At 71.3% G+C, this 23778-nt stretch carries 21 protein-coding genes; 4 read left to right on the plus strand and 17 right to left on the minus strand.

Going from position 1 to position 23778, the window contains the following annotated elements:
• Positions 1–168 precede the first annotated feature (168 nt).
• The 3 genes from prsT to LXT12_RS18715 all read right to left on the minus strand — a co-directional run bounded on the left by prsT (position 169) and on the right by LXT12_RS18715 (position 4194).
• Complete coding sequence (gene prsT / locus LXT12_RS18705) at positions 169–2991, minus strand: XrtA/PEP-CTERM system TPR-repeat protein PrsT (RefSeq protein WP_233393806.1); 2823 nt, start codon at positions 2989–2991, stop codon at positions 169–171.
• A gap of 64 nt (positions 2992–3055) precedes the next feature.
• Positions 3056–3700: a retropepsin-like aspartic protease family protein gene (locus LXT12_RS18710; protein WP_233393807.1), complete on the minus strand. Its 645-nt coding sequence runs from the start codon at positions 3698–3700 to the stop codon at positions 3056–3058.
• Positions 3701–3705: 5 nt separating this feature from the next.
• Entirely contained in the window at positions 3706–4194 is a 489-nt protein-coding gene (locus LXT12_RS18715; RefSeq protein WP_233393808.1) for a YajQ family cyclic di-GMP-binding protein, read from the minus strand.
• A gap of 79 nt (positions 4195–4273) precedes the next feature.
• Between LXT12_RS18715 and murB the strand changes: the two genes are divergently transcribed.
• Together murB and LXT12_RS18725 are read left to right on the plus strand one after the other, a co-directional pair.
• Positions 4274–5347 (plus strand): UDP-N-acetylmuramate dehydrogenase, encoded by a 1074-nt coding sequence (murB, locus tag LXT12_RS18720; RefSeq protein WP_233393809.1) that lies wholly within the window; start codon positions 4274–4276, stop codon positions 5345–5347.
• A gap of 73 nt (positions 5348–5420) precedes the next feature.
• On the plus strand, positions 5421–6248 hold the full coding sequence (locus LXT12_RS18725) for a DNA ligase (RefSeq protein WP_233393810.1): 828 nt from the start codon (positions 5421–5423) through the stop codon (positions 6246–6248).
• A gap of 9 nt (positions 6249–6257) precedes the next feature.
• On the opposite strand, the gene argG is transcribed toward LXT12_RS18725, so the two are convergent.
• The 3 genes from argG to LXT12_RS18740 are packed head-to-tail and all read right to left on the minus strand — an operon-like array spanning position 6258 to position 8411.
• Positions 6258–7577, minus strand: a complete 1320-nt coding sequence (gene argG, locus LXT12_RS18730) for an argininosuccinate synthase (protein WP_233393811.1) — start codon at positions 7575–7577, stop codon at positions 6258–6260.
• 10 nt (positions 7578–7587) lie between these two features.
• Positions 7588–7854, minus strand: a complete 267-nt coding sequence (locus tag LXT12_RS18735; protein WP_233393812.1) for a GNAT family N-acetyltransferase — start codon at positions 7852–7854, stop codon at positions 7588–7590.
• The gene (locus tag LXT12_RS18740) at positions 7851–8411 is read right to left on the minus strand and encodes a YaeQ family protein (protein ID WP_233393813.1); all 561 of its coding nucleotides are present in this window, start codon (positions 8409–8411) and stop codon (positions 7851–7853) included. The genes LXT12_RS18735 and LXT12_RS18740 overlap by 4 nt, the downstream gene beginning before the upstream one ends.
• Positions 8412–8535: 124 nt before the next feature.
• On the opposite strand from LXT12_RS18740, the gene LXT12_RS18745 reads away from it, so the two are divergent.
• Positions 8536–9204 carry a hypothetical protein gene (locus tag LXT12_RS18745; RefSeq protein ID WP_233393814.1) on the plus strand — a complete coding sequence of 223 codons (669 nt, stop codon included), beginning with the start codon at positions 8536–8538 and terminating at the stop codon, positions 9202–9204.
• 75 nt (positions 9205–9279) lie between these two features.
• Positions 9280–11331 carry a M3 family metallopeptidase gene (locus LXT12_RS18750; protein WP_233393815.1) on the plus strand — a complete coding sequence of 684 codons (2052 nt, stop codon included), beginning with the start codon at positions 9280–9282 and terminating at the stop codon, positions 11329–11331.
• Between the two features lie 245 nt (positions 11332–11576).
• Here LXT12_RS18750 and LXT12_RS18755 read toward each other — a convergent pair whose 3' ends face one another.
• The 11 genes from LXT12_RS18755 to LXT12_RS18805 all read right to left on the minus strand — a co-directional run bounded on the left by LXT12_RS18755 (position 11577) and on the right by LXT12_RS18805 (position 23742).
• Positions 11577–12344, minus strand: coding sequence for an ABC transporter ATP-binding protein (locus LXT12_RS18755; protein ID WP_233393816.1), 768 nt, complete (start codon positions 12342–12344; stop codon positions 11577–11579).
• 1 nt (position 12345) lies between these two features.
• Positions 12346–13461 (minus strand): succinylglutamate desuccinylase/aspartoacylase domain-containing protein, encoded by a 1116-nt coding sequence (locus tag LXT12_RS18760; protein WP_349255039.1) that lies wholly within the window; start codon positions 13459–13461, stop codon positions 12346–12348.
• Positions 13462–13472: 11 nt separating this feature from the next.
• Complete coding sequence (locus LXT12_RS18765) at positions 13473–14159, minus strand: ABC transporter permease (protein WP_233393818.1); 687 nt, start codon at positions 14157–14159, stop codon at positions 13473–13475.
• Positions 14156–14848: an ABC transporter permease gene (locus LXT12_RS18770; protein WP_304622773.1), complete on the minus strand. Its 693-nt coding sequence runs from the start codon at positions 14846–14848 to the stop codon at positions 14156–14158. Before LXT12_RS18770 ends, LXT12_RS18765 begins: the two co-directional genes overlap by 4 nt.
• A gap of 2 nt (positions 14849–14850) precedes the next feature.
• Positions 14851–15630, minus strand: a complete 780-nt coding sequence (locus LXT12_RS18775; protein ID WP_233393819.1) for a transporter substrate-binding domain-containing protein — start codon at positions 15628–15630, stop codon at positions 14851–14853.
• The gene (locus LXT12_RS18780; RefSeq protein ID WP_233393820.1) at positions 15630–16418 is read right to left on the minus strand and encodes an ABC transporter substrate-binding protein; all 789 of its coding nucleotides are present in this window, start codon (positions 16416–16418) and stop codon (positions 15630–15632) included. Before LXT12_RS18780 ends, LXT12_RS18775 begins: the two co-directional genes overlap by 1 nt.
• Positions 16419–16444: 26 nt before the next feature.
• Positions 16445–17398, minus strand: coding sequence for an alpha/beta fold hydrolase (locus tag LXT12_RS18785; RefSeq protein ID WP_233393821.1), 954 nt, complete (start codon positions 17396–17398; stop codon positions 16445–16447).
• A 142-nt stretch (positions 17399–17540) separates the two neighbouring features.
• On the minus strand, positions 17541–18281 hold the full coding sequence (locus tag LXT12_RS18790; protein WP_233393822.1) for a sulfurtransferase: 741 nt from the start codon (positions 18279–18281) through the stop codon (positions 17541–17543).
• 25 nt (positions 18282–18306) lie between these two features.
• A complete protein-coding gene (locus LXT12_RS18795) occupies positions 18307–19404 on the minus strand; it encodes an HD-GYP domain-containing protein (protein ID WP_233393823.1) in 1098 nt (365 codons plus the stop codon).
• Positions 19394–21415, minus strand: a complete 2022-nt coding sequence (locus LXT12_RS18800) for an ATP-binding response regulator (protein ID WP_233393824.1) — start codon at positions 21413–21415, stop codon at positions 19394–19396. Before LXT12_RS18800 ends, LXT12_RS18795 begins: the two co-directional genes overlap by 11 nt.
• Positions 21412–23742, minus strand: coding sequence for a response regulator (locus LXT12_RS18805; protein ID WP_233393825.1), 2331 nt, complete (start codon positions 23740–23742; stop codon positions 21412–21414). The genes LXT12_RS18800 and LXT12_RS18805 overlap by 4 nt, the downstream gene beginning before the upstream one ends.
• Positions 23743–23778: the final 36 nt, after the last annotated feature.

Below are 23778 nucleotides of genomic sequence, written 5' to 3' on the forward strand. Positions count from 1 at the left end.
GGTTCCTTCGATTTTGTCGCCCGGCGGCGATGAGGTTTTCGGCAATCTCGTAGCAATCTCGGTGCCAGGCGAGAAATTCCTTGCCGGATAACGGCTTGGCAAAAACCACTCGTCCGTGTGCTAGAAATTGTAAGAAACCCCGACAGGCCGCCAAGCCCTTTGGACCCCTCAGTTGAGGGTGGAGAGCAGCTGTTTGGCCTCCGCCGCCGTGGCGAATGTCGCGTCACCGCGCAGCGCCGCACTCAGCTCGTCCTTCGCCTCGGCCTTGCGGCCGGCCTGGGCCAGCACGGCGGCCAGGTGGTAACGGATGTCGGGGTTGTCCGGCGCGCGCAGGCGGGCGTCGCGCAGCAGCTGCAGGGCGCGATCGGCCTTGCCCCCTCGGTGGTTGGCCCAGCCGGCGGTGTCCAGCAGCACGGGGTTGCGCGGATCGGCCTTGAGGGCACGCTCGGCGACGTCGATGGCGCCGGGGTCCTTCAGCTCGACCAGCACGTTGGCCAGGTTGTTGAGCACGCCCGGGTCTGCGGGGCTGGCCTTGAGGATGGCTTCGTAATGCCTGCGGGCGCCGGCGTAGTCCTTGGCGCGCACCAGCAGCTCAGCGGCGGCGCCGTGCACGGCGGCGTCACTCGGGTTCTTGCGGAGCCACGCGTCGGCCGAGTCGATGGCCGGCTTGAGGCCGCCGGCCTGCGCGGCCTGGGCCCGCATCAGCCGCGTCAGCGTGGTGGACGATTTGTCGATGTCGTGCGCCTTGCGCAAGGCGTCCAGGGCGGCGGCGCTCTGGCCGCGGCGCATCGCCACCTCGGCCAGCAGGTTGTAGCCCAGCGCCGACTTGGGGTTGGCCTCGACGACCTGGCGGGCCCGCTGCTCGGCCTGGGCGGTGTTGCCCTGGGCCAGCTCGACGCTGGACAGCATCGCGATGGCCGCGGGGTCGTTGGGCGTGCCGTTCAGGGCCTTCTCGAGCGAGTAGCCGGCTCCCTTGAGGTCCTGGGCCGCGACCTGCTGGCGTGCCACTTCGACGAGGCGCGGCGTCTCGAAGCCGGCACGCCGCGAGGCGTTGGTCAGCGTGGCGCGGGCGCCGGCTGCGTCGCCGTTGGCGAGCTGGGCGGCGGCATAGGCCTGCAGGGCTTCGACGTCTTCGGGCACCTTGGACAGCAGCACCTTGGCCGCTTCGATGGCGCGGGCCGGCTGGCCCTTGCGCAGATGCCAGGCCACCAGGGCGAAGTTGATGCGCGTCTCGCGCGGGCCGCTGGCGGCGGCGGCGCTGTCCAGCCACTTCAGCGCCTCGTCGTCCCGGCCGCGCAGCTCGTTGACCAGGGCCAGCTCGAACAGGATGCTGGTGTTGCGCTCGTCGTTCTTCAGCGCGTCGCGCAGGCGCTTCTCGGCGGCGTCGTAGCTGCCGGCCATGGCATCGATGCGGGCCAGGCCGAGTTTGGCCTCCAGCTGGCTGGGGTCCAGCTTCAGGGCCTTTTCGTAGCCGGCGCGCGCACCGGCGACGTCACGCGCCTGGCTCTTGGCGTAGGCCTGCACCATCAGCACGGTGGCGCTGTTGGGGTTGGCGCGGGCCAGCGTGTCGGCCACGGCCAGGGCCTTGGGGATCTGCTTGTCGCGCAGGTAGACGGTGACCAGGGCCAGGCCCGCGTAGGTCTGGCCGGGATCGGCCTTGTAGGCCTTGGCGAGCTGGTCTTCGGCCATGCCCGGCTGGCCGGACTGCAGCAGCGACAGGCCCAGAGCCGTGCGGTACTCGGGCGCGTCCTTGGCCTTGAGGGCGTCCTGCATGAGCTGCACGGCGCGGGCGTGGCGGCCCTGGCTCATGTGGGCCGAGGCCAGCATCAGCAGGGCCTGGCCGTCGCCGGGACGCGCCTTGACGTAGCCGTCGAGCAGCTCAATGGCGCGGTTGACGTTGGGCTCGGCCAGCGCCACCTGGGCCAGCAGCTTGATCAACGGGCTGCCCGGTTGCTGGCGAGAGGCCAGTTCCAGGAAGGGCTTGGACTTCTCCCTCTCGCCAAGGCTGTAGTGGGCCAGGCCGTTGAGCATCAGCAACTGGGTGCGGTAGCGGATGTACTCGATAGGCACCGGGTCCAGCAGGTCGGTGATGCGCTTGAGCGCGGCCCGGGCGGTGCGGGCGTCGCCGGCGCGCTCGGCAAGCACCGCTCGGAGATAGGCGCCGCGCGGATCGTTGGGCCTCAAGGTCTGCAGCTCGTTGACCTCGGCGAGGGCTTCGGCGTCGCGGTTCAGGTCGACGAGCAGGCCCGCGCGGCCCAGGTGCGACTCGGCATGCTTGGGCTGGATCTGGATGGCCCGTTCGTAGCCCGCCAGCGCCTGGGCCACCTGGCCGCCGGCGTGGTAAATGGCGGCCTTCTGGTAGAGGGCCTCGCCGTTGTCGGGAGCCAGCTTGATGGCATGGTCGGCCGCCGCCATGGCTTCGGTGAACTGGCGGGCGCGCACGCGCAGCGGCACTTCGGCGATCCAGCTGTTCACGTCCCCCGGGTTGAGGGCACGCGCATCGAGCACGGAGGCCATGGCCGCCTTGCCGTCGCCCATGTCGGACTGCGCCAGGGCGCGTTCAATGAGCAGTTGCTGCTGGATGCCCGCGGGCAGTCCGGCCGGCTGCAGGCGCGGGTCCTCCAGCATCTGCGGCTGCTTGCCCTGGGCGTTCATGGCCATGGCCAGGGCCACGGCCACTTCGGCCCGGTTGACGCCCAGGCGGACGGCTTCGCCCAGCTGGAACTCGGCGGCGGCAGGCTGGCTGTCGGCCAGCAGGGCCTTGCCCAGCAGCACGTGCACCGGCAGTTGGGTCTTGTCGGCCTGCAGGGCGTTCTTGAGCTGGATGATGGCGCCCGGGATGTCGCGCTTTTCGTACCGCTGCAGCGCGTCCTCGTAGAAGCGCGAGGCCTTGGCGGCGTCCTGCGCCTGGGCGGGCGAGGCGGCGCCGATCAGCAGGGCCGCGAGCAGGCCGGGCAGCGAGGCGCGAAATGAGGCGTGGCGAGGGGTCATCGAAGAGGCCGGCTGGATGAGGCGCCGGATTCTTGCAGAAGGCCGTCGCCGCTGCCGCGCCGGCTCAGTACCTGAGCTCCAGGGTCATGACTTCGTTCTCGCGCCGCATCTGGAAGCGGTTCAGGAAGCTGTTGCCCAGCAGCACGTGGCTCAGCGCCCCGGGGATGACGACGGCCTCGATGTCGCGTACCTCGATCTGGCCGATCCGCACGCTGGCGAGCTGGATGACATAGGCGGGCACGATGCCGTTGGCCGTCTGGGTGACGATGCGCTTGCCGTAGAGGTAGCGCAGGCCCAGCTTCTCGGCCTCGACCTGGCTGATGGCGACGCTGCTGGCGCCGGTGTCGACGAGGAAGGTCGTCACCTGGCCGTTGATCATGCCGATGGTCGTGTAATGGCCGCCCGGGCCCATGGCCATGACGATCTGGCGCGGCGGCGCCGCCGACGACGCCACCCGGCCCGGCGTGGCGCCCAGCAGGAGGGCCTCGCGCCGGCCGGCGACGTCGACGACGGCGCGCCCGTCTTCCAGCGAGATCAGCTTCACACCCTTGACCGTCGCGCCGACCTCGACGGTGCGTGGCTCGCCGTCGATGAGGAGCAGTGCGGCGCGTGAGCCCAGCATGCCGTTGAGCTGCACCTGGGCGGGCGGCGGCTGGGCCGCGGCCAGGCCGAGGGCCAGCAGCAGCGGCAAGGGCGCAAGGCGACGCATGGCGCTCAGTCCCGGAAGTTGGTGTAGCTCAGCGGCGTGTCGCTGAAGCTCTTCTTGAGGTGGGCGATGGCCGCCTGAAGGTCGTCGCGGTTCTTGCCGGTCACGCGCACCGCGTCGCCCTGGATGCTGGCCTGCACCTTGAGCTTGCTGTCCTTCAGCGAGGCCACGATCTTCTTGGCAAGCGTCGCCTCGATGCCTTCCTTGATCTTGTAGACCTGGCGCACCTTGTCGCCGCCCAGCTTCTCGATCTTGTCCTGCTTGTCCAGGAAGCTGATGACGACGTCCTGCTTGGTCAGCTTGCCGTAGAGCACCGCCTCGATCTGCTCGAGCTGGAACTCGCTGTCGCCGGTGGCGTGGATCTCCTTGTCCTTGAGTTCCACCTTGGCGCCCGTGCCCTTGAAATCGAAGCGGGTGCCGATCTCCTTGATGCTGTTGTCCACGCCGTTGCGGATCTTGACGTGGTCGGGTTCGAGGACGGTGTCGAAGCTGGGCATAAGTAAAAGCGGGTCGTGGGGTTGCGGTCTGCGAAAATTTTGCCGCTTGCGCGCCGCGCAAGGCGTCCAAAAGTGTCCCATGTCCTTGCCCGCCCAGCCCCCCTCAAACGGAGTGCCCTCCGTCCTCGCCGTCGAGAACGACGTCAATCTCAGGCCCTACAACACCTTCGGCCTGCCCGCCGTCGCCCGGCGCCTGGTGCGCATCCGCGAGGCCGCCGACGTGCGCCGCGTCGTCGACCACCCCGACCTCGGCCGCGCGCCCAAGTTCGTCCTCGGCGGCGGCAGCAACCTCGTGCTCACGCGCGACGTCGACGCCGTGGTGCTGAAGATGGAAATCCCCGGCATCCGGCTGCTGCAGGCCCGCGAGGACGCCTGGATCGTCGAGGCCGGCGCCGGCGTCGTCTGGCACGACCTCGTCTGCTGGACGCTGGACCACGGCTTTCCGGGCCTGGAGAACATGGCCCTCATCCCGGGCACGGTCGGTGCCGCGCCGGTGCAGAACATCGGCGCCTACGGCATCGAGGTCAAGGACCGGCTGGAGTCCGTCGAGGTGATGGACCTCGTCACCGGCCGGCCGGCGCTGCTGCCGGCCGAGGTCTGCCGCTTCGGCTACCGGGACAGCGTCTTCAAGCACGACGACTTCGGCGGCCTGGCCGGCAAGAGCGTCATCACGCGGGTTCGCTTCAAGCTGCCGCGGCCCTGGCAGCCGGTGCTGGGCTACCTCGAGCTGGAGCGCAAGATGGCCGAAACGGGCATCACGGCGCCCGATGCGCGGCAGATCTTCGACTGGATCGTCGCGGTGCGCCGCGCCAAGCTGCCCGACCCCGCCGTCATCGGCAACGCCGGCAGCTTCTTCAAGAACCCGGTGGTCACGGCCGAGCAGTGCCGCGACATCATCGGCCGCGACCCCGGCATCGTGCACTACCCCATGCCGGACGGCAGCGTGAAGCTGGCGGCCGGCTGGATGATCGACGCCTGCGGCTGGAAGGGCAAGACCGTCGGAGGCGCCGCCGTGTACGAGAAGCAGGCCCTGGTGCTGGTCAACAAGGGCCAGGCGCGCGGCGCCGAGGTCGTCACGCTGGCGCGCGCCATCCAGGAGAGCGTCTACGGGCGTTTCGGCATCCGGCTGGAACCGGAGCCGGTGGTGGTGTGAAGGTGAATCCTGCCGCCCGCGGGCGGCAGGCCGGCTCGATGATGGCCGCTTGCGTTCGCTGAGGGAGAGGGCGATGAGTGCAAGGACCGTGAGCCGGCGCGTGGTGCTGGCATGGCTGGCCGGCGCGGGGGCGCCCGCGCTGGCCTTGGAGCCGCTGCTGGCGCGCCCAGCGCCGACGGGCATCGACCCGAGGCCTTACCTGGTCAGCGAGAAGCTCGATGGCGTGCGCGCGCTGTGGGACGGCCAGACGCTGCGCTTCCGCAGTGGCCGCCCGGTGACGGCTCCGGCCTGGTTCATCGCCGCGCTGCCTGCGACGCCGCTGGATGGCGAGTTGTGGATGGGGCGGCGGCGCTTCGATGCGCTGTCGGCCGCCGTCCGCCGCGCCGAGCCGCTGGACGCCGAATGGCGGCGCGTCAGCTATCAGGTGTTCGAGCTGCCGGCGGGCGAGGGTGATTTCGAGCGCCGGGCCGCCGCGTTGCAGGGCCTGGGCGGCGGGGCCGTCGTGCCGGTCGAGCAGCTGCGGCTGCGCTCGAATGCCGAATTGCGGCAGCGCCTCAAGCAGGTGGTCGACGCGGGCGGCGAGGGCCTGATGCTGCACCGCGCCGACGCACCGCTGGCCGCCGGCCGCAGCGACCTGCTGCTCAAGCTCAAGCCACAGGCGGATGCCGAAGCCGTGGTCGTCGGCCACGAGCCGGGCAAGGGCCGCTTCGCCGGGCAGTTGGGCGCGCTGGACCTGCGGACGCCCGAGGGCGTGCGCTTCAGGCTCGGCACCGGATTCAGCGACGCCCAGCGCCGCGACCCGCCGCCCATCGGGGCGACGGTGACCTACCGCTACCGTGACCTGACCCCCTCGGGCAAGCCGAGGTTCGCCAGCTTCGTCCGCGTGGCGGAGGAGTTCTGAGCGGGGCGCTCAGCCTTCCAGCTTGGGCAGCCCGCCGCCAGGCAGCAGGCCCACGTCGCTGTAGACACCCAGCTTGCCGCGCGTGTCGCTGATGTCCAGGTTGCGCATGGTCAGCTGGCCGATGCGGTCGGCGGGGCTGAAGGGCGCGTCCTCGACCTTTTCCATGCTCAGGCGTTCCGGCGCATAGGTGAGGTTGGGGCTGCGGGTGTCCAGCAGCGAGTAGTCGTTGCCGCGGCGCAGCTCGATGGCCACCTCGCCGGTGACGGCGCGGGCCACCCAGCGCTGGGCGGTCTCGCGCAGCATGATGGCCTGGGGGTCGAACCAGCGGCCCTGGTAGAGCAGGCGGCCGAGCTTGCGGCCGTTGTCGCGGTAGAGCTCGATGGTGTCCTCGTTGTGGATGCCGGTGACCAGGCGCTCGTAGGCGATGTGCAGCAGGGCCAGGCCCGGGGCCTCGTAGATGCCGCGGCTCTTGGCCTCGATGATGCGGTTCTCGATCTGGTCGCTCATCCCCAGGCCATGACGGCCGCCGATCTGGTTGGCCTCGGCCAGCAGGGCCACCGGGTCGCGGTACTCGACGCCGTTGAGCGCGACGGGCATGCCCTCCTCGAAGCGCACGGTCACCTCCTCGGCCTTGATCGCCACGTCCTCGCGCCAGAAGGCCACGCCCATGATGGGGTTGACGATGCGGATGCCGCTGCTCAGGTGCTCCAGGTCCTTGGCCTCGTGGGTGGCACCCAGCATGTTGGAGTCGGTGGAGTAGGCCTTCTCGGCGCTCATCTTGTAGGCGAAGCCGTTGGCCGCCATGAAGGCCGACATCTCGGCCCGGCCGCCCAGTTCGTCGATGAAGGTCTGGTCGAGCCAGGGCTTGTAGATCTTGAGCGCCGGGTTGGTCAGCAGGCCGTAGCGGTAGAAGCGCTCGATGTCGTTGCCCTTGAAGGTCGAGCCGTCGCCCCAGATGTTGACGCCGTCGGCCTGCATGGCGGCCACCAGCATGGTGCCGGTGACGGCGCGGCCGATGGGCGTGGTGTTGAAGTAGGTCACGCCGGCCGTGCTGATGTGGAAGGCGCCGGCCTGCAGGGCGGCGATGCCTTCGGCCACGAGCTGGGCGCGGCAGTCCACCAGCACGGCCTTCTCGGCGCCGTAGAGCATGGCCTTGCGCGGGATCTCGTCGTAGTCGGGCTCGTCCGGCTGCCCGAGGTTGGCCGTGTAGGCGTAGGGCAGGGCGCCCTTCTTCTTCATCCAGTGCAGGGCGGCCGAGGTGTCGAGGCCGCCGGAGAAGGCGATGCCGACCTTCTGGCCGACGGGGACGGATTGCAGGATCGTGGACATGGTGGAACTCTCAGGCGACGAAAGGTTGCCACTCGGGGTGGCGCTGGATGTAGGCGTGGACGTAGCTGCAGGCGGGCACGATCTTCAGGCCCTGGGCCGAAGCCCATTGCAGCCCGGCCTCGACGAGGCGGGCTGCCAGGCCCTGGCCCTGGCAGGCCTCGGGCACGCCGGTGTGGGTGAAGGTGACGCGGCCGCCGCCGACGTGGTAGTCGAGCACGCTGACCGGCGTGGTCGGCAGCGTGAAGCGCTGGCGCTCGGGCTCATGCTGCGGAGTCATTCGGCAGCGGCCTTCAGCGCGACGGGATGGATCTCGACCGAGGCGTTCGCGGTGGAGACGTAGATGCTGCCGTCCTGGATGCTGATCTGCAGCTGCATGCTGCGCTCGGCCAGGGCGGCCAGGGCCTGGGACTGCTCGGCCGGGATCTGCCAGACGGCCAGCCTGGGCGCGCGCGTCAGCTTGCCTTCGAGGTTGCGCCACCACACCTCGGTGCTGGAGGCATAGCTGTAGACGCTCACGCGCTCGCTGCGGCCGTGGGCCTTCATCAGCCGGCGGTCGTCGGGTTGGCCGAGGTCGATCCAGTGCACCACCTCGCCGGTGAGGTCGAGCTGCCAGAGGTCGGGCTCGTCGACGTCGGACAGGCCCTTGGTGAACTCCAGCCGGCCGCGTAGCTCGTCGGCCGGCACGTTCAGCGCATAGGCCAGCACCCGGATCATGAGCCTCTCCTCGGTCTCGCTGGGATGGCAGGCGAGGGTGAGGTTGTGGTCGCCATAGACGTGGCGGTCCATGTCGGCGATCTGGAGTTGGGCTTTGTAGATGGTGGCCTTGAGCGCCATGCAGGGGCGGGCCTGCGCGGGCAGGCTCCTGTAACGAAGAGCAGCCGGGCATTATCGGTGCGAAGCCTCGTGGCATCATCCCGCCTCCCGTTGGAACCTTCGCAACCCGAGTTGCGCCCTCGTCATGAAACGCATCCTCCTTCCGCTGGCCCTGGTCTTCGCCGTTTCCGCCCAGGCACAGATCACCACCAACCCCAAGGCCAAGGTCGACCCGAAGAACAACAAGGTCAGCAACCCGGTCGTCGAGAAGCCCAAGGTCAAGCTGATGAGCCGCGACGAGCTGCGCGCCTGCATCGACCAGCAGGAGGCCAACAGCAAGGAGGCCGAGGCCATCAAGGCCGACCAGGCCGCCTACAAGGCCAGCGCCGAGCAGCTCAAGGCCGAAAAGGTCACGCTGGAAGCCAGCGAGGCCGCCCTGGGCAAGCAGGTCGACACCGTCAAGGCCGAGAAGGAAGCCATCCTGAAGGAGCACGAGACCCTGACCGCCGAGGCGCCCAAGCTCGAGAAGGCCGAGCTCAAGGCCCGCAACGAGGCCTATCTCGCCCGCACCAACGCCTTCGGCACCATGGTCGACGCCGTCAAGGCGGCCGACGCCGAGCAGGGCGTCAAGCGCAAGGCCTTCAGCGCCAAGGTCGACGCCCTGGATGCCCAGTTCAAGGCCATCGAGGAGCGCACCGAGAAGCACTACGACGCCAACGACAAGTGGAAGGCCGAGTGCGGCAACAAGCCCTACGACGAGAACGACGAGAAGGCCATCCGCAAGGAGAAGGCCGCTGCCGCCGCCGGCAAGTGACCGCCGCTCGCCGCTGACCCCTCGACGGGCCGCCTCCACCAGGACGCGGCCCGTCGTCTTTTCTGGAAGCCAGCCATGAGCAACCCGCTGCTGCAGGCCTGGACCGGCCCCCACGGCCTGCCGCCCTTCGCCGACGTCGCCCCCGCGCATTTCCCGCCCGCCTTCGAGGCGGCCCTGGCCGAGCACCGCGCCGAGGTCGACGCCATCGCCGTCCAGGCCGAGGCGCCGAGCTTTGCCAACACCGTGGCCCGCTTCGACGCCAGCGGCCGGCGCCTCGCCCGGCTGGAGCATCTCTTCTACACGCTGGCTGCCTCGGCCACCTCGCCTGAACTGCAGGCCGTGCAGCGCGCCCTGGCCGCGCCCCTGGCCGAGCATGGCAGCGCCATCTACATGCACCAGGGCCTGTTCCGCCGCATCGACGACCTGTTCGCGCGGCGCGACGGCCTCGGCCTGTCGCCCGAGCAAGGCCGGCTGCTGGAACGGGTGCACCTCGATTTCCTGCGCGCCGGGGCGCGGCTGGCACCGGCGGCGCGGGAGCGCTATGCCGCCGTCATGGCACGCCTGGCCGAACTCAACACGCGCTTCGCCCAGAACGTGCTGGCCGCCGAGAACGGCTATCAGCTGCGCCTGGCGACCGAGGCCGAGCTCGCCGGCCTGCCCGGCTTCGTCCGCGCCGCCGCACGCCAGGCCGCGGTGGAGCGCGGCCTGGGCGAGGGCGTGCACGTCGTCACGCTGTCGCGCTCCCTCATCGTGCCCTTCCTGAGCTTCAGCGCCCGGCGCGACCTGCGCGAGCAGGCCTGGCGTGCCTGGGTGGGCCGCGGGGACGGCAGCGGGCCGGACGCCGCGGCCACCGACAACCGCGAGATCTGCCGCGAGATCCTCGAACTGCGCGCCGAGCAGGCACGGCTGCACGGCCACGCCTGCTATGCCGACTACGCGCTGGAAGACACCATGGCGCGCGACCGCGGGGCCGTCATGCGGCTGCTGGAGCGCGTCTGGCATCCGGCGCTGGCCGCCCAGTCGCGCGAGCGCGAGGCCGTGCTCGCCGCCATGTCGGCCGCGGGCGCCAGCCACGCGCTCGAGCCCTGGGACTGGCGCTTCTACGCCGAGCAGGCGCGGCGTGCCCGCTTCGAGCTGGACGAGGCCGAGGTCAAGCCTTACTTCCCGCTCGATCGCATGGTGGCCGCGATGTTCGACTGCGCCGGTCGCCTGTTCGGCCTGCGCTTCCAGGCCCGGCCCGACATCGCCGGCTACCACCCCGACGTGCGGGCCTACGAGGTCTTCGGCGCCGACGGCCGCCTGCGCGGCCTCTTCCTGCAGGACAACTTCGCGCGCCCGACCAAGCGCAGCGGCGCCTGGATGAACGCCCTGCGCTACCAGAGCCGGGCCCTGGGGGCGACGCCCGTCATCCTGAACAACAACAACTTCGCCCGCGGCGCTGCGGGCGAGCCCACGCTGCTGAGCTTCGACGACGTGCGCACGCTCTTCCACGAGTTCGGCCACGGCCTGCACGGGCTGCTTTCAGACGTGGAGCACGAGCGCCTGTCCGGCCCGCAGGTGCTGCGCGACTTCATCGAACTGCCCTCGCAGCTCTTCGAGCACTGGATGGCCGAGCCCCAGGTGCTCAAGGCCTTCGCCCGCCACTGGCAGACGGGCGAACCCCTGCCGGATGCGCTGCTGGACAAGCTGCAGGCCGCCCGCCAGTTCGGCCAGGGCTACGAGACCCTGCGCTACACGGCCAGCGCCCTGGTGGACATGGCGGTGCACTCGCTGCCCGCCGCGCCCGACGACGTGGTGGCCTTCGAGCAGCAGACCCTGGCCGCCTGGGGGCTGCCCGCCGAGGTCGGCCTCAACCACCGCCTCACGCACTTCCAGCACCTCTTCAGCAGCGCCGGCTATGCCGCGGGCTACTACGTCTACCTTTGGGCCGAGGTGCTGGACTGCGACGCCTTCGAGGCCTTCACCGAGGCCGGCGACGTCTTCGATGCCGGCGTCGCCGCGCGGCTGCTGCAATGCATCTATTCGAGCGGCAACAGCGTCGAGCCGGGCGAGGCCTTCCGGCGCTTCCGCGGGCGCGACCCGGTCGTCGAGCCCATGCTGAAGGAGCGCGGCCTGCTGCCTGCCTGACGTGAAGCGGCCCCCGGCCCAGCCCGCGCGCTGAACGCGACGCGTGTCTGGTCCGCCCCCCGAGGGGGCGGCGATGCTTGCGGCATTGAGCCGCAGGCATCGCCAGCGCGGGCCGGCTCGGGAGCGGCCCAGCGCTCGGCCCGCAATACATCCGTTTCATCCGCCGGTGGTGGTGACAAGCGCCATAGACAACTGAGACGGCCGTGCCGGTCAGCCCTGGCCGGCGGCCTCCGCGGCCCGCCCGGCTACTTCAGGCCGCCGCTCAGGAACTGCTGCAGCCGCTCGCATTGCGGCCTGAGCAGCATCTCCTTGGGGTTGCCTTCCTCTTCCACCCGTCCCTGGTGCAGGAAGAGGCAGTGGTTGGACACCTCGCGGGCGAAGCCCATTTCGTGGGTCACGACGATCATGGTGCGGCCCTCGGCGGCGAGGTCGCGCATGACCTTGAGCACCTCGCCGACCAGCTCGGGGTCCAGGGCCGAGGTGGGCTCGTCGAAGAGCATGACCTCGGGGTCGACGGCCAGGGCGCGGGCGATGGCCACGCGCTGCTGCTCGCCGCCCGAGAGCTGGGCCGGGTAGACGCCCGCGCGGTGCGAGACGCCGACGCGTGCAAGCAGCGCCTGGGCCCGCTCGACCGCCTCGGCCTTGGACTTGCCGAGCACATGCACCGGTGCTTCGATGACGTTCTCGAGCACCGTCATGTGCGCCCAGAGGTTGAAGTTCTGGAAGACCATGGCCAGCCGCGCGCGCCAGCGCTGCAACTGGTGGGCATCGGCCGCCTTGAGGCTGCCGTCGCGGTCGCGCACGAGCTTGAGCGCCTCGCCCCCCAGGCTCAGCTCGCCTTCGTGGGGCTGCTCCAGCAGGTTCAGGCAGCGCAGCAGCGTGCTCTTGCCCGAGCCCGAGGAGCCGATCAGCGTGACGACGTCCCCGCGCCGGGCCGCGAAGGAGATGCCCTTGAGCACCTCGCGCTCGCCAAAGCGCTTGTGGATGTTGGTGGCTTGGAGTTGGACGGTCATGTCAGGCCCCGAGCAGCTTGCCGGTCCGCACGGCCTCATGGCCCGCTACCTTGGCCACGCGCATGCCGGCATTGGCGAAGCGCAGGAAGTCCCGCGCGAAGAACAGGCCGTCGACGGGGCTCTTCAGCTCGCAGACCTCGGCCGTGATGGGGTCGATGACCTCGGCCAGCACGTCGCCGGCCTTCACCTCGGCGCCCACGTCCTTCAGGAAGGTCAGCACGCCGGGCCTGGGCGCGTAGATGGGCATGCTGCCGGCCAGCGGCCGGGCGTCGCCCTGGGCCTCGGGCAGGGCGGGCTTGTCCCCGGCGATCAGGCCGCGCCAGCGCAGGAAGTCGAGGATGCGCCGGGCATCGGCTGCGGCCAGTTCGTGGGTCACGTCGGTCGCTCCGCGCAGCTCCACCGTGACGGACAGGCAGGCCTGCGGGATGGGGAAACGGCCGGCGAAGTGGCGGTTCCACTTCCACCACACCTGCGAGCAGGCTTCGTCGAAGGGGTTGTCCCCCGAGTCCTGGGCCAGCAGCGTCAGGCGGGCGCCGAGGAAGCGGGCCAGCGGCTCGCAGTCGGGCCAGCAGGGCGTCTCGGTGTAGAGGTGCATGACGGCCTGGGCGTCGCAGTGCAGGTCGAGCACGATGTCGGCATCGCAGGACAGGCCCAGCAGCGTGCGGCGCTGGGACTGCAGCTCGGTGTCCACGTGCGAGGCCTCGACGGCGGCCTTCAGCGCGCGGCGCAGCACGGCCACGTTGGCGGCGGCGTCCTGCCCCAGCTGCGGCTCGACCGCCTGGGCCACGGCCTCGATCTGGTCGGGGTAGTGGCGGTTGAAGTTCTCGCCCGACATCAGCTCGAAGCGGCCGAGGTGGGCATGCAGCAGGAACTGCGACAGGCCGATGGGGTTGGCCATGGGCACGAGGACGATCTCGCCCGTCACCTGCCCGGCCGCGTCCAGGGCGTCGAGCTGCCGGCGCAGATGGTGGGCGACCAGCATGCCGGGCAGCTCGTCGCCATGCAGCGAGGCCTGGATGTAGGCCTTGGGCCCGCCGGGGCGGCCGTAGTGCAGCGAGACGATCTCGCGCTGGGTGCCCGGCGCGGGGGAGAGCAAGGGATGTCGAACAGCTTGCATAGGGGGCATCTCTAGCGGCTCATCATGGGTTTGAGCCAGCGGCCTTCGGCCCAGCGGAACAGCCCGACGAGGCTGACCGTCAGCACGAAGTAGAAGGCGCCGGCCGTGATGAAGGCTTCGAAGGGGAGGTAGTACTTGGCGTTGACCTCGCGCGCGGCACCGGTCACGTCCAGCAGGGTCACGACGCTGGCGAGCGAGGTGCCGTGCAGCATGAAGATGGCCTCGTTGCCGTAGGCCGGCAGGGCGCGGCGCAGGGCCGCCGGCAGCACGATGCGGCGCAGCATCAGGCCGCGGCTCATGCCGAGGGCCTTGGCCGCCTCGATCTCGCCGGCCGGCAGGGCGCGGATGCTGCCCGCGATGATCTCGGTGGTGTAGGCGGCGGTGTTCAGCGAGAAGGTCAACCAGGCGCAGAACGAGGCCGACGACAGCCAGGGCCAGGCCCAGCTCTCGCGCACGGCTTCGAACTGCGCCAGGCCGTAGTAGCACAGGAAGAGCTGGACGAGCAGCGGCGTGCCGCGGAAGGCGTAGGTGTAGGCCCAGACCAGGCGCGATGCCCAGCCGCGCGAGACGGTGCGCACGACGGCCAGCGGCAGGGCCAGGGCCAGGCCGCACAGCAGGGACAGCAGCAACAGCTTGACCGTGACGCCCAGGCCGCTCACGTACAGCGGGAAGTTCTCGCCGATGGCTTCGAAATTCACAGGCGCCCCTCCTTCACGCCGATGGCCAGGTGCTTCTGCGCCCAGGCGAAGCCCAGTTCCGACAGGCTGGTGAAGAGCAGGTAGATGAGGGCCACTGCCAGGTAGAAGCTGAAGGGTTCGCGCGTGGTGCCGGCGGCCTGCTGCCCCCGCGTCATCAGGTCGGACAGTCCGATGACCGACACGATGGCCGTGCTCTTGATCAGCACCAGCCAGTTGTTGGAGATGCCCGGCAGCGCATGGCGCAGCATCTGCGGCAGGGTGATGCGCCACAGCGCCTGGCGGGCGCTCATGCCGAAGGCCAGGCCCGCCTCGCGCTGCCCCGGCGGCACGGCCAGGAAGGCGCCACGGAAGGCCTCGGTCAGGTAGGCGCCGAAGATGAAGCCGATGGTCAGTACGCCGGCCACGAAGGGGTCGATGTCGATGTAATCCTCGTGGCCCAGCATGGGCGCCACGGTGTTGACGGCCACCTGGCCGCCGTAGAAGACGAGCAGCATCAGCACCAGGTCGGGCACGCCGCGGATCAGCGTCGTGTAAACCGTGGCGACGGCCTGGGCCGTGCGCGAGCGCGAGAGCTTGGCCAGGGCGCCGGCCAGGCCGAGCAGCGCCGCCACGGCGAGGGACGACAGGGCCACGGCGAGGGTGACGCCGGCGCCCTCGACGAGGCTGGGAAGGAATCCGTGCAACAGCATGGTCAGCGGGGTGGGGTCACGAGGTCGAGGCTGAAGTAGCGGTCGTTCAAGGCCTTGAGGGCGCCGCTGGAGCGCAGGGCGGCCAGGGCTTCGTCCAGGCGCCTGCCGAGGGTGGGCGCATCGGCCTTGCGCAGGCCCACGCCGATGCCCTTGCCGTAGTAGCGGGTGTCGCGGCTGAAGTCGGGGCCGGCGAAGGCGAAGCCGCGGCCGTCAACCTGCTTGAGGAAGCCGAACTGGGCGATGACGGCGTCCACCAGGGTGGCGTCCAGCCGGCCGGCCTTGAGGTCGAGGAAGACCTGGTCCTGCGTGGCATAGCGCAGCACCTGGCTGCGCTTGAACGTCTCGGCAGCGAAGCGCTCGTGGATGGTGCCGCGCTCCACGCCGATGCGCCGCCCTTGCAGGCCGGCCGGCGTGGCCTCGAACCGGGCATCGCCGCGCACGACCAGGCGCACCGGCGAGTAGTAGTAGGGCGCCGTGAAGGCGATGACCTGCTCGCGCTCCGGCGTGATGGACATGGACGCCATGATGGCGTCGATCTTGCGGGCCTGCAGGGCCGGCACCAGGCCGTCGAAATCCAGGATGGTCTGGCCGAGCTGCAGGCCCAACCGCGCGCACAACTGCTGGGCGAGGTCGACCTCGAAGCCCTTGAGCTGCCCGTCGCTGCCGATCTCGCTGAAGGGCGCATAGCCCACGGCGAAGCCCACGCGCAGGCGCGGCGGCGCTTCGGCGCAGGCCGCCGCGCTCCAGGCGAGGCCGGCGGCGAGGGCGGTGCGTCGTCGCATCACTGCTTGGTGCGCGGCGCGATGTCGTAGTCGAAGTACTTGTCGGCCAGCTTCTTGAACGTGCCGTTGGCCTGCACGGCGTCGATGGCGGCGTTGAATTTCTTGCCCAGCGTGGCTTCGTCGGCCTTGCGCATGCCCACGCCGGTGCCGACGCCGAAGATCTTGTCGTCGAGGATGACGGGGCCTGAGAAGGCGAAGCCCTTGCCTTCGGGCTTCTTCAGGAAGCCGAAGTCGCCGGCCGGCGTGTCCATCAGCGTGGCGTCGATGCGGCCGCTCTTGAGGTCGAGGAAGACCTGGTCCTGGCTGCCGTAGCGAACGATCTCGCTCTGGGTGAAGTTCTTGCTGGCGTAGGTCTCGTGGGTCGTGCCGCGCTGCACGCCGATCTTCTTGCCCTTCAGGCCGGCGGCCGTGGGCTCCAGCTTCACGCCCGCCTTGGCGATGAGGCGGGCCGGGGTGTTGTAGTAGGGCTTGGAGAAGGCGATGACCTTCTGGCGCTCCTCGGTGATGGCGACGCTGGCGAAGATGGCGTCCACCTTGCGCGACTGCAGGGCCGGGATGAGGCCGTCGAAGTCCTGCTGCACGAGGGTGCACTGGGCTTTCATCTCGGCGCAGTAGGCCTGCACCAGCTCGATCTCGAAGCCCTTGAGCTTGCCGTCGGGGCCGATCTCGGAAAAGGGCGGGTAGGCGCCTTCGACACCGATGCGGATCTTTTTCCAGTCGGGGGCCTGGGCATGGGCCAAGGAGGCGGTGGCCAGCAGGGCCAGGGCGAGCAGCGAGCGTTTGTTCATGTCGGACCTCTTGGGTGGGACGGTGTTCAGCGGGCGACCTCGGGTAGCCAGTCGCGCAAGGCCGCAAGGGTAGCAGCCGGGTCTTCCTCCTGAGGCACATGGCCCAGCTTCGGGAAAACCACCAGGCGGCTGCCCGGGATGGCCTGGTGGAAGGCTTCGCCCCAGGGCGGGGGGATGAGGCGGTCGCGGCCGCCCCAGAGGATGAGGGTGGGCACCTTGATCTCGGGCAGGCGCTCGACGGGGCCGGGGGCGAGCTGGTCCATGCGCTGCATCAGCGCCACGCGGTTGCCCTCTCGCAGCGTCAGCTCGTAGTAACGGTCCACCAGCGCGGTATTGACACGGGACGGGTCGCCGTAGACGTTGAGCACGCTGTCCTCGATGGCGCGGCGCGGCAGCACCCAGCGCATCAGCTCGCGCACGCCGTGCATGCGGGCGACGCGAAAGCCCAGGGGCAGGGATTCGGGCACGAAGTCGTAGCCCCCGGCGTCCACCAGCACCAGGCCGGCCACGCGGCCCGGGTCGGCCAGGGCCAGCTGCCAGGCGATCTCGCCACCCAGCGAGTTGCCGGCCACGATGGCGCGGCCCACGCCCAGCCGCGACAGCAGCTGCCGCACGAAGGCGACGTAACGGGCGTCGCGGTAGTCGCCCTCGGGGTTCGGTCCCGTCAGGCCGAAGCCGGGCAGGTCGAAGCTGATGACGCGGCGCGTGGCGCTCAGGTCGGCGGCCCAGCCCTCCCAGGTGTGCAGGCTGGCGCTGGTGCCGTGGATGAGGACGAGGGGCAGCGGGTCGCTGCTCGGGCCCTGGTCGCGGTAGTGGACGAGTTGGCCGTCCAGCTCGAGGAAGTCCGACGGCGGCGGCGCCCAGCGCGGCACCAGGCTTTCCAGGGAGCGGTCCGGCGCCTTGCTGACGGCGAACCCCAGCGCCGCCAGCATCAGCAGGATGCCGAGCGCCTTGAGGGCCCAGTCGCCGAGGTGTTTCATCTTGGTTGCGCCAGCCCGCAATCGCGGCAGGCGCGATGAAATGCAACCACAGAGGCACGGAGACACAGAGAAAGGTCGTCTCCGTGTTGACTCTGTGCCTCTGTGCCTCTGTGGTTGCCTTTGGATTCCACGTTGGGGGACTTCACTTCCGGGGCGACAGGTCGGGAGCGAGCGCCTCGCGCTCGTCGAAGACGAAGCAGCCACCGTGGTAGTGCGGGCCGCCGGTCTCCTCGAAGTACTTGAGGATGCCGCCGTCGAGCTGCCATGCGTGCAGGCCCTGTTCGGCCAGCACCATGGCGGCCTTCTCGCAGCGGATGCCGCCGGTGCAATAGCTCACCACGGTCTTGCCGGCCAGTTCGTCGCGGTGGGCGGCCAGGGCGGCGGGGAAGTCGCTGAACTTGTGGAGCCGCCAGTCGATGGCGCCGTCGAAGGCGCCGTGGTCGACCTCGAAGCCGTTGCGGGTGTCCAGCATGACGACCTGGCGCCCCTCGTCGTCGTGGCCCTGGCCCAGCCAGCGGGCCAGCGTCGCTGGAGCCAGCGCCGCGGCGCGGGGCGCGCGGTCGGGCCGCACCGTGGGCTGGTTCATGCGGATGATCTCGGCCTTGACCTTGACCTTCAGGCGCTGGAAGGGTTGGGTCTCGCTCCAGCTTTCCTTGGGCGTGAGGGCGGCGAAGCGCCCGTCGGCGCGGAGTTCGTCCACCCAGGCGCGCACGGCGTCAGCGGGGCCGGCCAGGAAGAGGTTGATGCCTTCCTCGGCGATCAGCACCGTGCCCTTGAGACCGAGCGATGCGGCGCGGGCGTGCAGCCGCTCGCGCAGGGCCGCGGTGTCGTCCAGCGAGACGAAGAGGTAGCAGGAGATGTTGAGGATGGGGCCGGAATGCATGAGGCGGCGGATTATCGCGGCGCCCTCAATCGGCCCACCGCGACGCGATCGCTTGCACCTCGTCCAGGCAGGCGTCGAGGGCCTCGACCACGCGGGGGTCGAAATGGCTGCCGCTGCCGCGGCGGATGAAATCCAGTGCCTCGTCGTGGCTCATGGCCTGCTTGTAGGGCCGCACGCTGATCAGGGCGTCGTAGACGTCGGCCACCGCCATGAGCCGGGCGGACAGCGGGATGTCCGGCCCCGCCAGGCCGTCGGGGTAGCCGCTCCCATCCCAGCGTTCGTGGTGATGGCGGGCGATCTGCTTGCCGAAGGTCAGCATCAGGCCGGCATCGTCGCCCAGGCGGTCGATGGCGCGCTGCAGCAGGTCGGCGCCCTGTTCGGCATGGGTCTTCATCACCTGCCATTCGTCGGGCGACAGCTTGCCCGGCTTGAGCAGGATGCCGTCCGGAATGGCCACCTTGCCGATGTCGTGCAGGGGCGCGGCCTTGGCGAGCTCGTCGATGGTGGCCTCGGTCAGGTCGGCCGGGCCGTCGGGCTGGGCGGCGATCCAGCGCGCCAGCGTGCGCACGTACTCCTGGGTGCGCTGGATGTGGTAGCCGGTGTCGGCGTCGCGGAATTCGGCCAGCCCGACCATGACGAAGAGGGTGGTGTCGCGCAGCCGCTCGACCTCGCGGCGGCGTGCGTCGAGCTCGCCGCTGAGCTGGGCGTTGTGGCGCCGCAGCTGATCCTCGGCCTGCTTGAGCTGAAGGTGGGTGCGCACGCGCGCCAGCACGGTGGCGGGGTTGAAGGGCTTGTGGATGAAGTCGGCGCCGCCGGCCTCGAAGCCGGCGCTCTCGTCCTCGGGGCGGGTCAGCGCGGTCAGGAAGATGACGGGCACGCGGCGCGTGGCGGGGTCGGCCTTGAGGCGGCGGCAGATCTCGTAGCCGTCCAGCTCCGGCATCATGACGTCGAGGACGATGAGGTCGGGCGGCTGGCGGCGGCAGATCTCCAGCGCCTTGGCGCCGCTGACGGCCAGCTGCACCCGGTAGTCGGGCTTGAGCACCTGGGCCAGCAGGGTGAGGTTGGCCGGCGTGTCGTCGACGACGAGCACGGTGGCCTGGGGCGCGAAGTTCTCAGCCATCATGGTCGGCTCCGGTCGCGCCGCGCAGGGCGGCCTGGGCCTCGTCGAAGTCGAAGCGCTGCATCGCACCGGCCAGGGCCTTGGCCCGCTGCGCCGGCAGGATTTCGATGAAGGCGGATTCGTGCCGCTCCCACAGCGTCAGCGCGTGGCTGTCCGCCTCGCCGAGCAGGGTGTCGAGTTCGCTGATGAGGGCGGCCGGGTCGGTCACCGGTGCGGGCGCCTCGGGCGGTTCGGCGGCAGCCTCGGAGGGCAGGGGTCGGTCCAGGTCCAGCAGGCGGCGCAGCGTGTGCGGCAGCAGGGGCTTGGCGCACAGCGCATGGGCGCCCTGGCGCTGGGCGCGCTCGCGCAGCACCGGCGTGTCGAAGGCGCTGAGCAGCACGACGCGGCGCGCCCGGGGCGGGTCGGCCTCGGCCAGCCGGGCCAGCAGTTCGCCGCCCTCCATGTCGGGCAGTACCCAGTCCACCAGCAGCAGGTCGTGGGGCTGGCTCACGGGCGTCTCGGCCAACCGGGCCAGCGCGAGCTGGCCCTGCGCCAGCGTCGCCACGCGGGCGGCCGGCGCCAGCACCTGCAACAGGCCGATCAGCGCCTCGTGCCCCGCGCTGTGCGCGGCCTGCACGACGACGATGCTGCGCAGCGTCGCCGCGGGCGGCGGCGGCAGTTCGGGGCAGGGAGGCAGTGGCAGCACGAGCTCGAATTCGCTGCCGCGACCGGGCATGCTGCGCGCGGTCAGCGTGCCGTGCATGCGCTCGGCGAGCGCCCGGCAGATGGCCAGCCCGAGGCCCGTGCCGCCGAAGCGCCGCGAGGCCCCCGCCTCGGCCTGGGCGAAGGGCGTGAAGAGCCGGTCGAGCTGCTCGGGCTTGAGGCCGACGCCGCTGTCGCGCACCGTCAGCCGCCAGGCGCCGTCGGCATCGAGCCTGGCGGTCAGCCTGACCTGCCCGGCCGGCGTGAACTTGACGGCGTTGACCAGCAGTTCGGTCAACAGCTGCGTCAGCCGCGCCGCGTCCGCACGCCGCGACCCGGCGGCACCGAGCAGTTCGGGCGAGGCGATGTCGCAAAGCAGCTCCAGCTGCTTGGCCTGCGCGGCGGGGCGCACTGCGTCGAAGGCGCTGCCGAGCAGTTGCTCCAGGCGCACGGGCTCGCTGGCGAGCTGCATGCGGTCGGCGTCGAGGTCGGCATAGTCGAGCAGGCCGTCGATGAGCCTCACCAGGGCTTCGCCGGCGCGGGCCACTTCCTGGAGCTGGGCGCGCTGCTCCGCCGGCAGCCGCCCGCCCAGCAGCAGCCGCGTGCGTCCCAGCACGGTGTTCATGGGTGTGCGGATCTCATGGCCGATGTTGGCCAGGAAGTCGGACTTGGCCCGTGACGCGGCTTCGGCGGCGGCGCGGGACCGTTCCAGCTCGGCCACGCGCGCGGCGACGAGGTCGTCCGCCGTGGCCACGCCCTTGGGGGCCGGCGCGAGCTGGGCCAGCCGCGCCAGCTGGCGCGACAGGCCCCACAGGGCGATGCAGAACATGGTCTGGCACAGCGCCAGGTTGGCCAGCAGCGGCCAGGCGCCGACCAGCCATTGCGGTGGCTGCCCGGAAAAGCGCAGCAGCGTCGGCGGCGCCAGCATCGCCGCCAGCAGGGCCAGCGAAATCCACAGCGCCTGGCCGGCCCGCCAGGTGGTGAAGAGCAGCAGGCAGCCGCCCAGCGTCCACGGTGCGAAGCTGCCCAGCGTGTAGAGGCTGGGCCCGGGGTCGGGCCGCAGCGAGAAGGCCAGCATGCCCAGCGTGAAGTACAGCGCCAGCAGCGTCACGCCCCAGCGCTGCCAGTGCCCCAGCCGTTGCGGGCGGCGCCAGGCGAGCAGGCTCAGCACGCTGAAGGCGGTCGCGATGGCCGGATAGCCGATGCGGTCGTTGGGGTCCAGCACGCCGAGGCCGCCTTCGCTGGCCCAGGCCGCCAGCGCCGACACGACGACGAGACCGAAGAGCCATCGCGTGCCGACCGGCCCGAGCAGGACGAGAGTGGGCCGTGTCATGCGTCCGGGCTCCCCAGGGCCTGGGCGGCTGCGTCGAAGTCGAGCGCCGCCAGCGCGGCCTCCAGGCGCAGCCGCGTGGCGGCGTCAAGCCCGGCCGCGGCACCGTGGGCCTGCCACCAGTCCAGGGCGCGGCTGTCGCTTTGGCGCACCAGTTCGCGCAGCTCGGCAAGGTCGCCCTGTCCGTCTCCGGCGGGCGCTTCGTCGCCGTCGGCGAGGACACGGCGGACTTCGTCCAGCAAGGCCGTCAGCGCGGCGTCGACCTGCGCCAGCTGGCCCGCGGCGCCGTCGCCGTCCTGCGCGGCGGCGCTGTGCTCCAGGGCCAGGGCGAGCCGGTGCAGGGGCTGGGCGCCGACGGTGGCGGCCAGGCCCTGCAGGGTGTGGGCGGCGCGGCGCAGCCCGGCCCAGTCGCCGGCGGCCAGCCAGCCGCGCCAGGCGAGCAGGCCCGCGGCGTACTGGTCGGCAAAGCCCCGTAGCGTGCGGCGGTAGAGCTGGGCCTGGCCGCTGAACTGGCGCAGGCCGGCGGCCAGGTCGAGCTGGGCTGGCGAGGGGGGCGGCGTGGCCGCGCGCCGGTAATGCTGCAGCTCGTGCACGAGGCGGGCCACCTCCAGCGGCTTGGCGATGTGGCCCTGCATGCCGGCCGCCAGGCATTCGGCGCGCTCCTCGGCCATGGCATAGGCCGTCATGGCCAGCACAGGCAGGGTCTGGAAGCCGGGCAGGGCGCGCAGCTGCCGCGTGGCGCTCAGGCCGTCGAGCACCGGCATCTGCAGGTCCATCAGCACGAGGTCGTAGGCCTCGGGGCCGAGGGCCTGCAGCCGCTCCAGCCCCTGCTGGCCGTCGTGGGCCACGTCGACCTGGGCGCCGCGGCTGCTCAGCAACCGCAGCGCGATCTCCTGGTTGACGGGGTGGTCCTCGACGAGCAGCACGCGCAGGCCCGACAAGGACTGGGTGTCCACCCCCGCGGGCGAGCCGGCCGGCCCGCCCTCGAGCAGGCGACGCAGTTCGCCGGGCAGCAGCGGCTTGGGGCACAGGGCGCGCGCGCCGAAGGCCCGCACCGCGGCCAGGCCCACGCCGTCTCCCGGTCCCGGCGGGCTCAGCACGGCGATGCGCAGCGACGGATGGTCTCGGCGCAGCCGGGCGAGCAGTTCGGCCCCGGTGGGGCCGGGGCCGGGCAGTCGCCAGTCGAGCAGCAGCCAGTCGAAGGCGCGCCCGGCGCGGCGGGCCTCGTCCAGCGCGGCCAGGGTGGCGGGCGCGTCGGCGGTGGCGGCCAGCCCTTGCGCCAGCCCGAGGTGGCGCAGCAGGGCCGCTGTGGCCTCGCGGCTGTCGGCCCGCGACTCGGCCAGCAGCAGCGGGCGCGGGCGCACGGGCGGCGGCGGCAGGGCGGCGCCGTCCAGCGGCAGGGCGAGCTCGATCTCGAAGCGGCTGCCTTGCGCGGCTTCGCTGCGGGCATCGAGGCGGCCGCCCATCAGCTCGACGAGGCGGCGCGTGACGGCCAGGCCCAGGCCGGTGCCGGCGTAACGCCGCGGCGGCGCGGCGCCGGCCGCGCCCGGCCCGCCCAGCAGGCCGGCGAGCTGCTCGGTACTGGTCTCGACACCGCCGTCCTGCACGGTCAGGCGCAGCGGCACGCGGCCGTCGGCCTGGGTGGGCCCGGCGGCCAGCCTCAGCACGACGGCCCCGGCAGGCGTGGCTCGCATGCCGTGCGCGAGCAGGTGGACGAGCACCTGCTGCAGCCGCTCGGCGTCGCCCCGCAACTGGCCGCGCGCGCCCAGCAGGCTGGCGTCGGCCCAGTCGCAGATCAGCTCGACCGCCGGGTTGGCATGCACTGGGCGGATACGCTCGACGGCCTGGGCGATGACGTCCTCCAGGCGCAGCGGCAGCGACTGCAGCTCGATGCGGCCGGCCTCGATGCGCGAGACCTCCAGCACGTCGTTGACGAGGCCGAGCAGGGTGCGCGAGGCGGCGTCGGCCTTGGTGAGGAGATCGCGCTGCTCGGCGGTGAGCGGCGTCTGCAGGGCCAACTGGGTCATGCCCATGATGGCGTTCATGGGGGTGCGGATCTCGTGGCTGATCTCGGCCAGGAAGCGCGCCCGGGCCTCGCTGCCCGCCTGCGGGGCGGGCTCGGCGGGAGCGTCGCGCTCGCGCCGGCGCAGGGACAGCAGGCCGAGCACGGGCAGGGGCAGCAGCAGGGCGTTCAGCGCCAGGGCGGCATCGACGGCGGGGTGCAGGGCGGCACCGGTGCTGCCGCGCAGCCCCAGCAGCAGTCCGAAAAGCGCCAGCAGCGCCGCCATGGCAAGCCAGAGAAGGCCGGACGTGATCGCGCGCTGGGGCATGGGACGGTCGCGTGGAGCTGGTCGATTATGGGCATG

Source organism: Pelomonas caseinilytica (genome assembly GCF_021353235.1).
Taxonomy (GTDB): domain Bacteria; phylum Pseudomonadota; class Gammaproteobacteria; order Burkholderiales; family Burkholderiaceae_C; genus Pelomonas; species Pelomonas caseinilytica.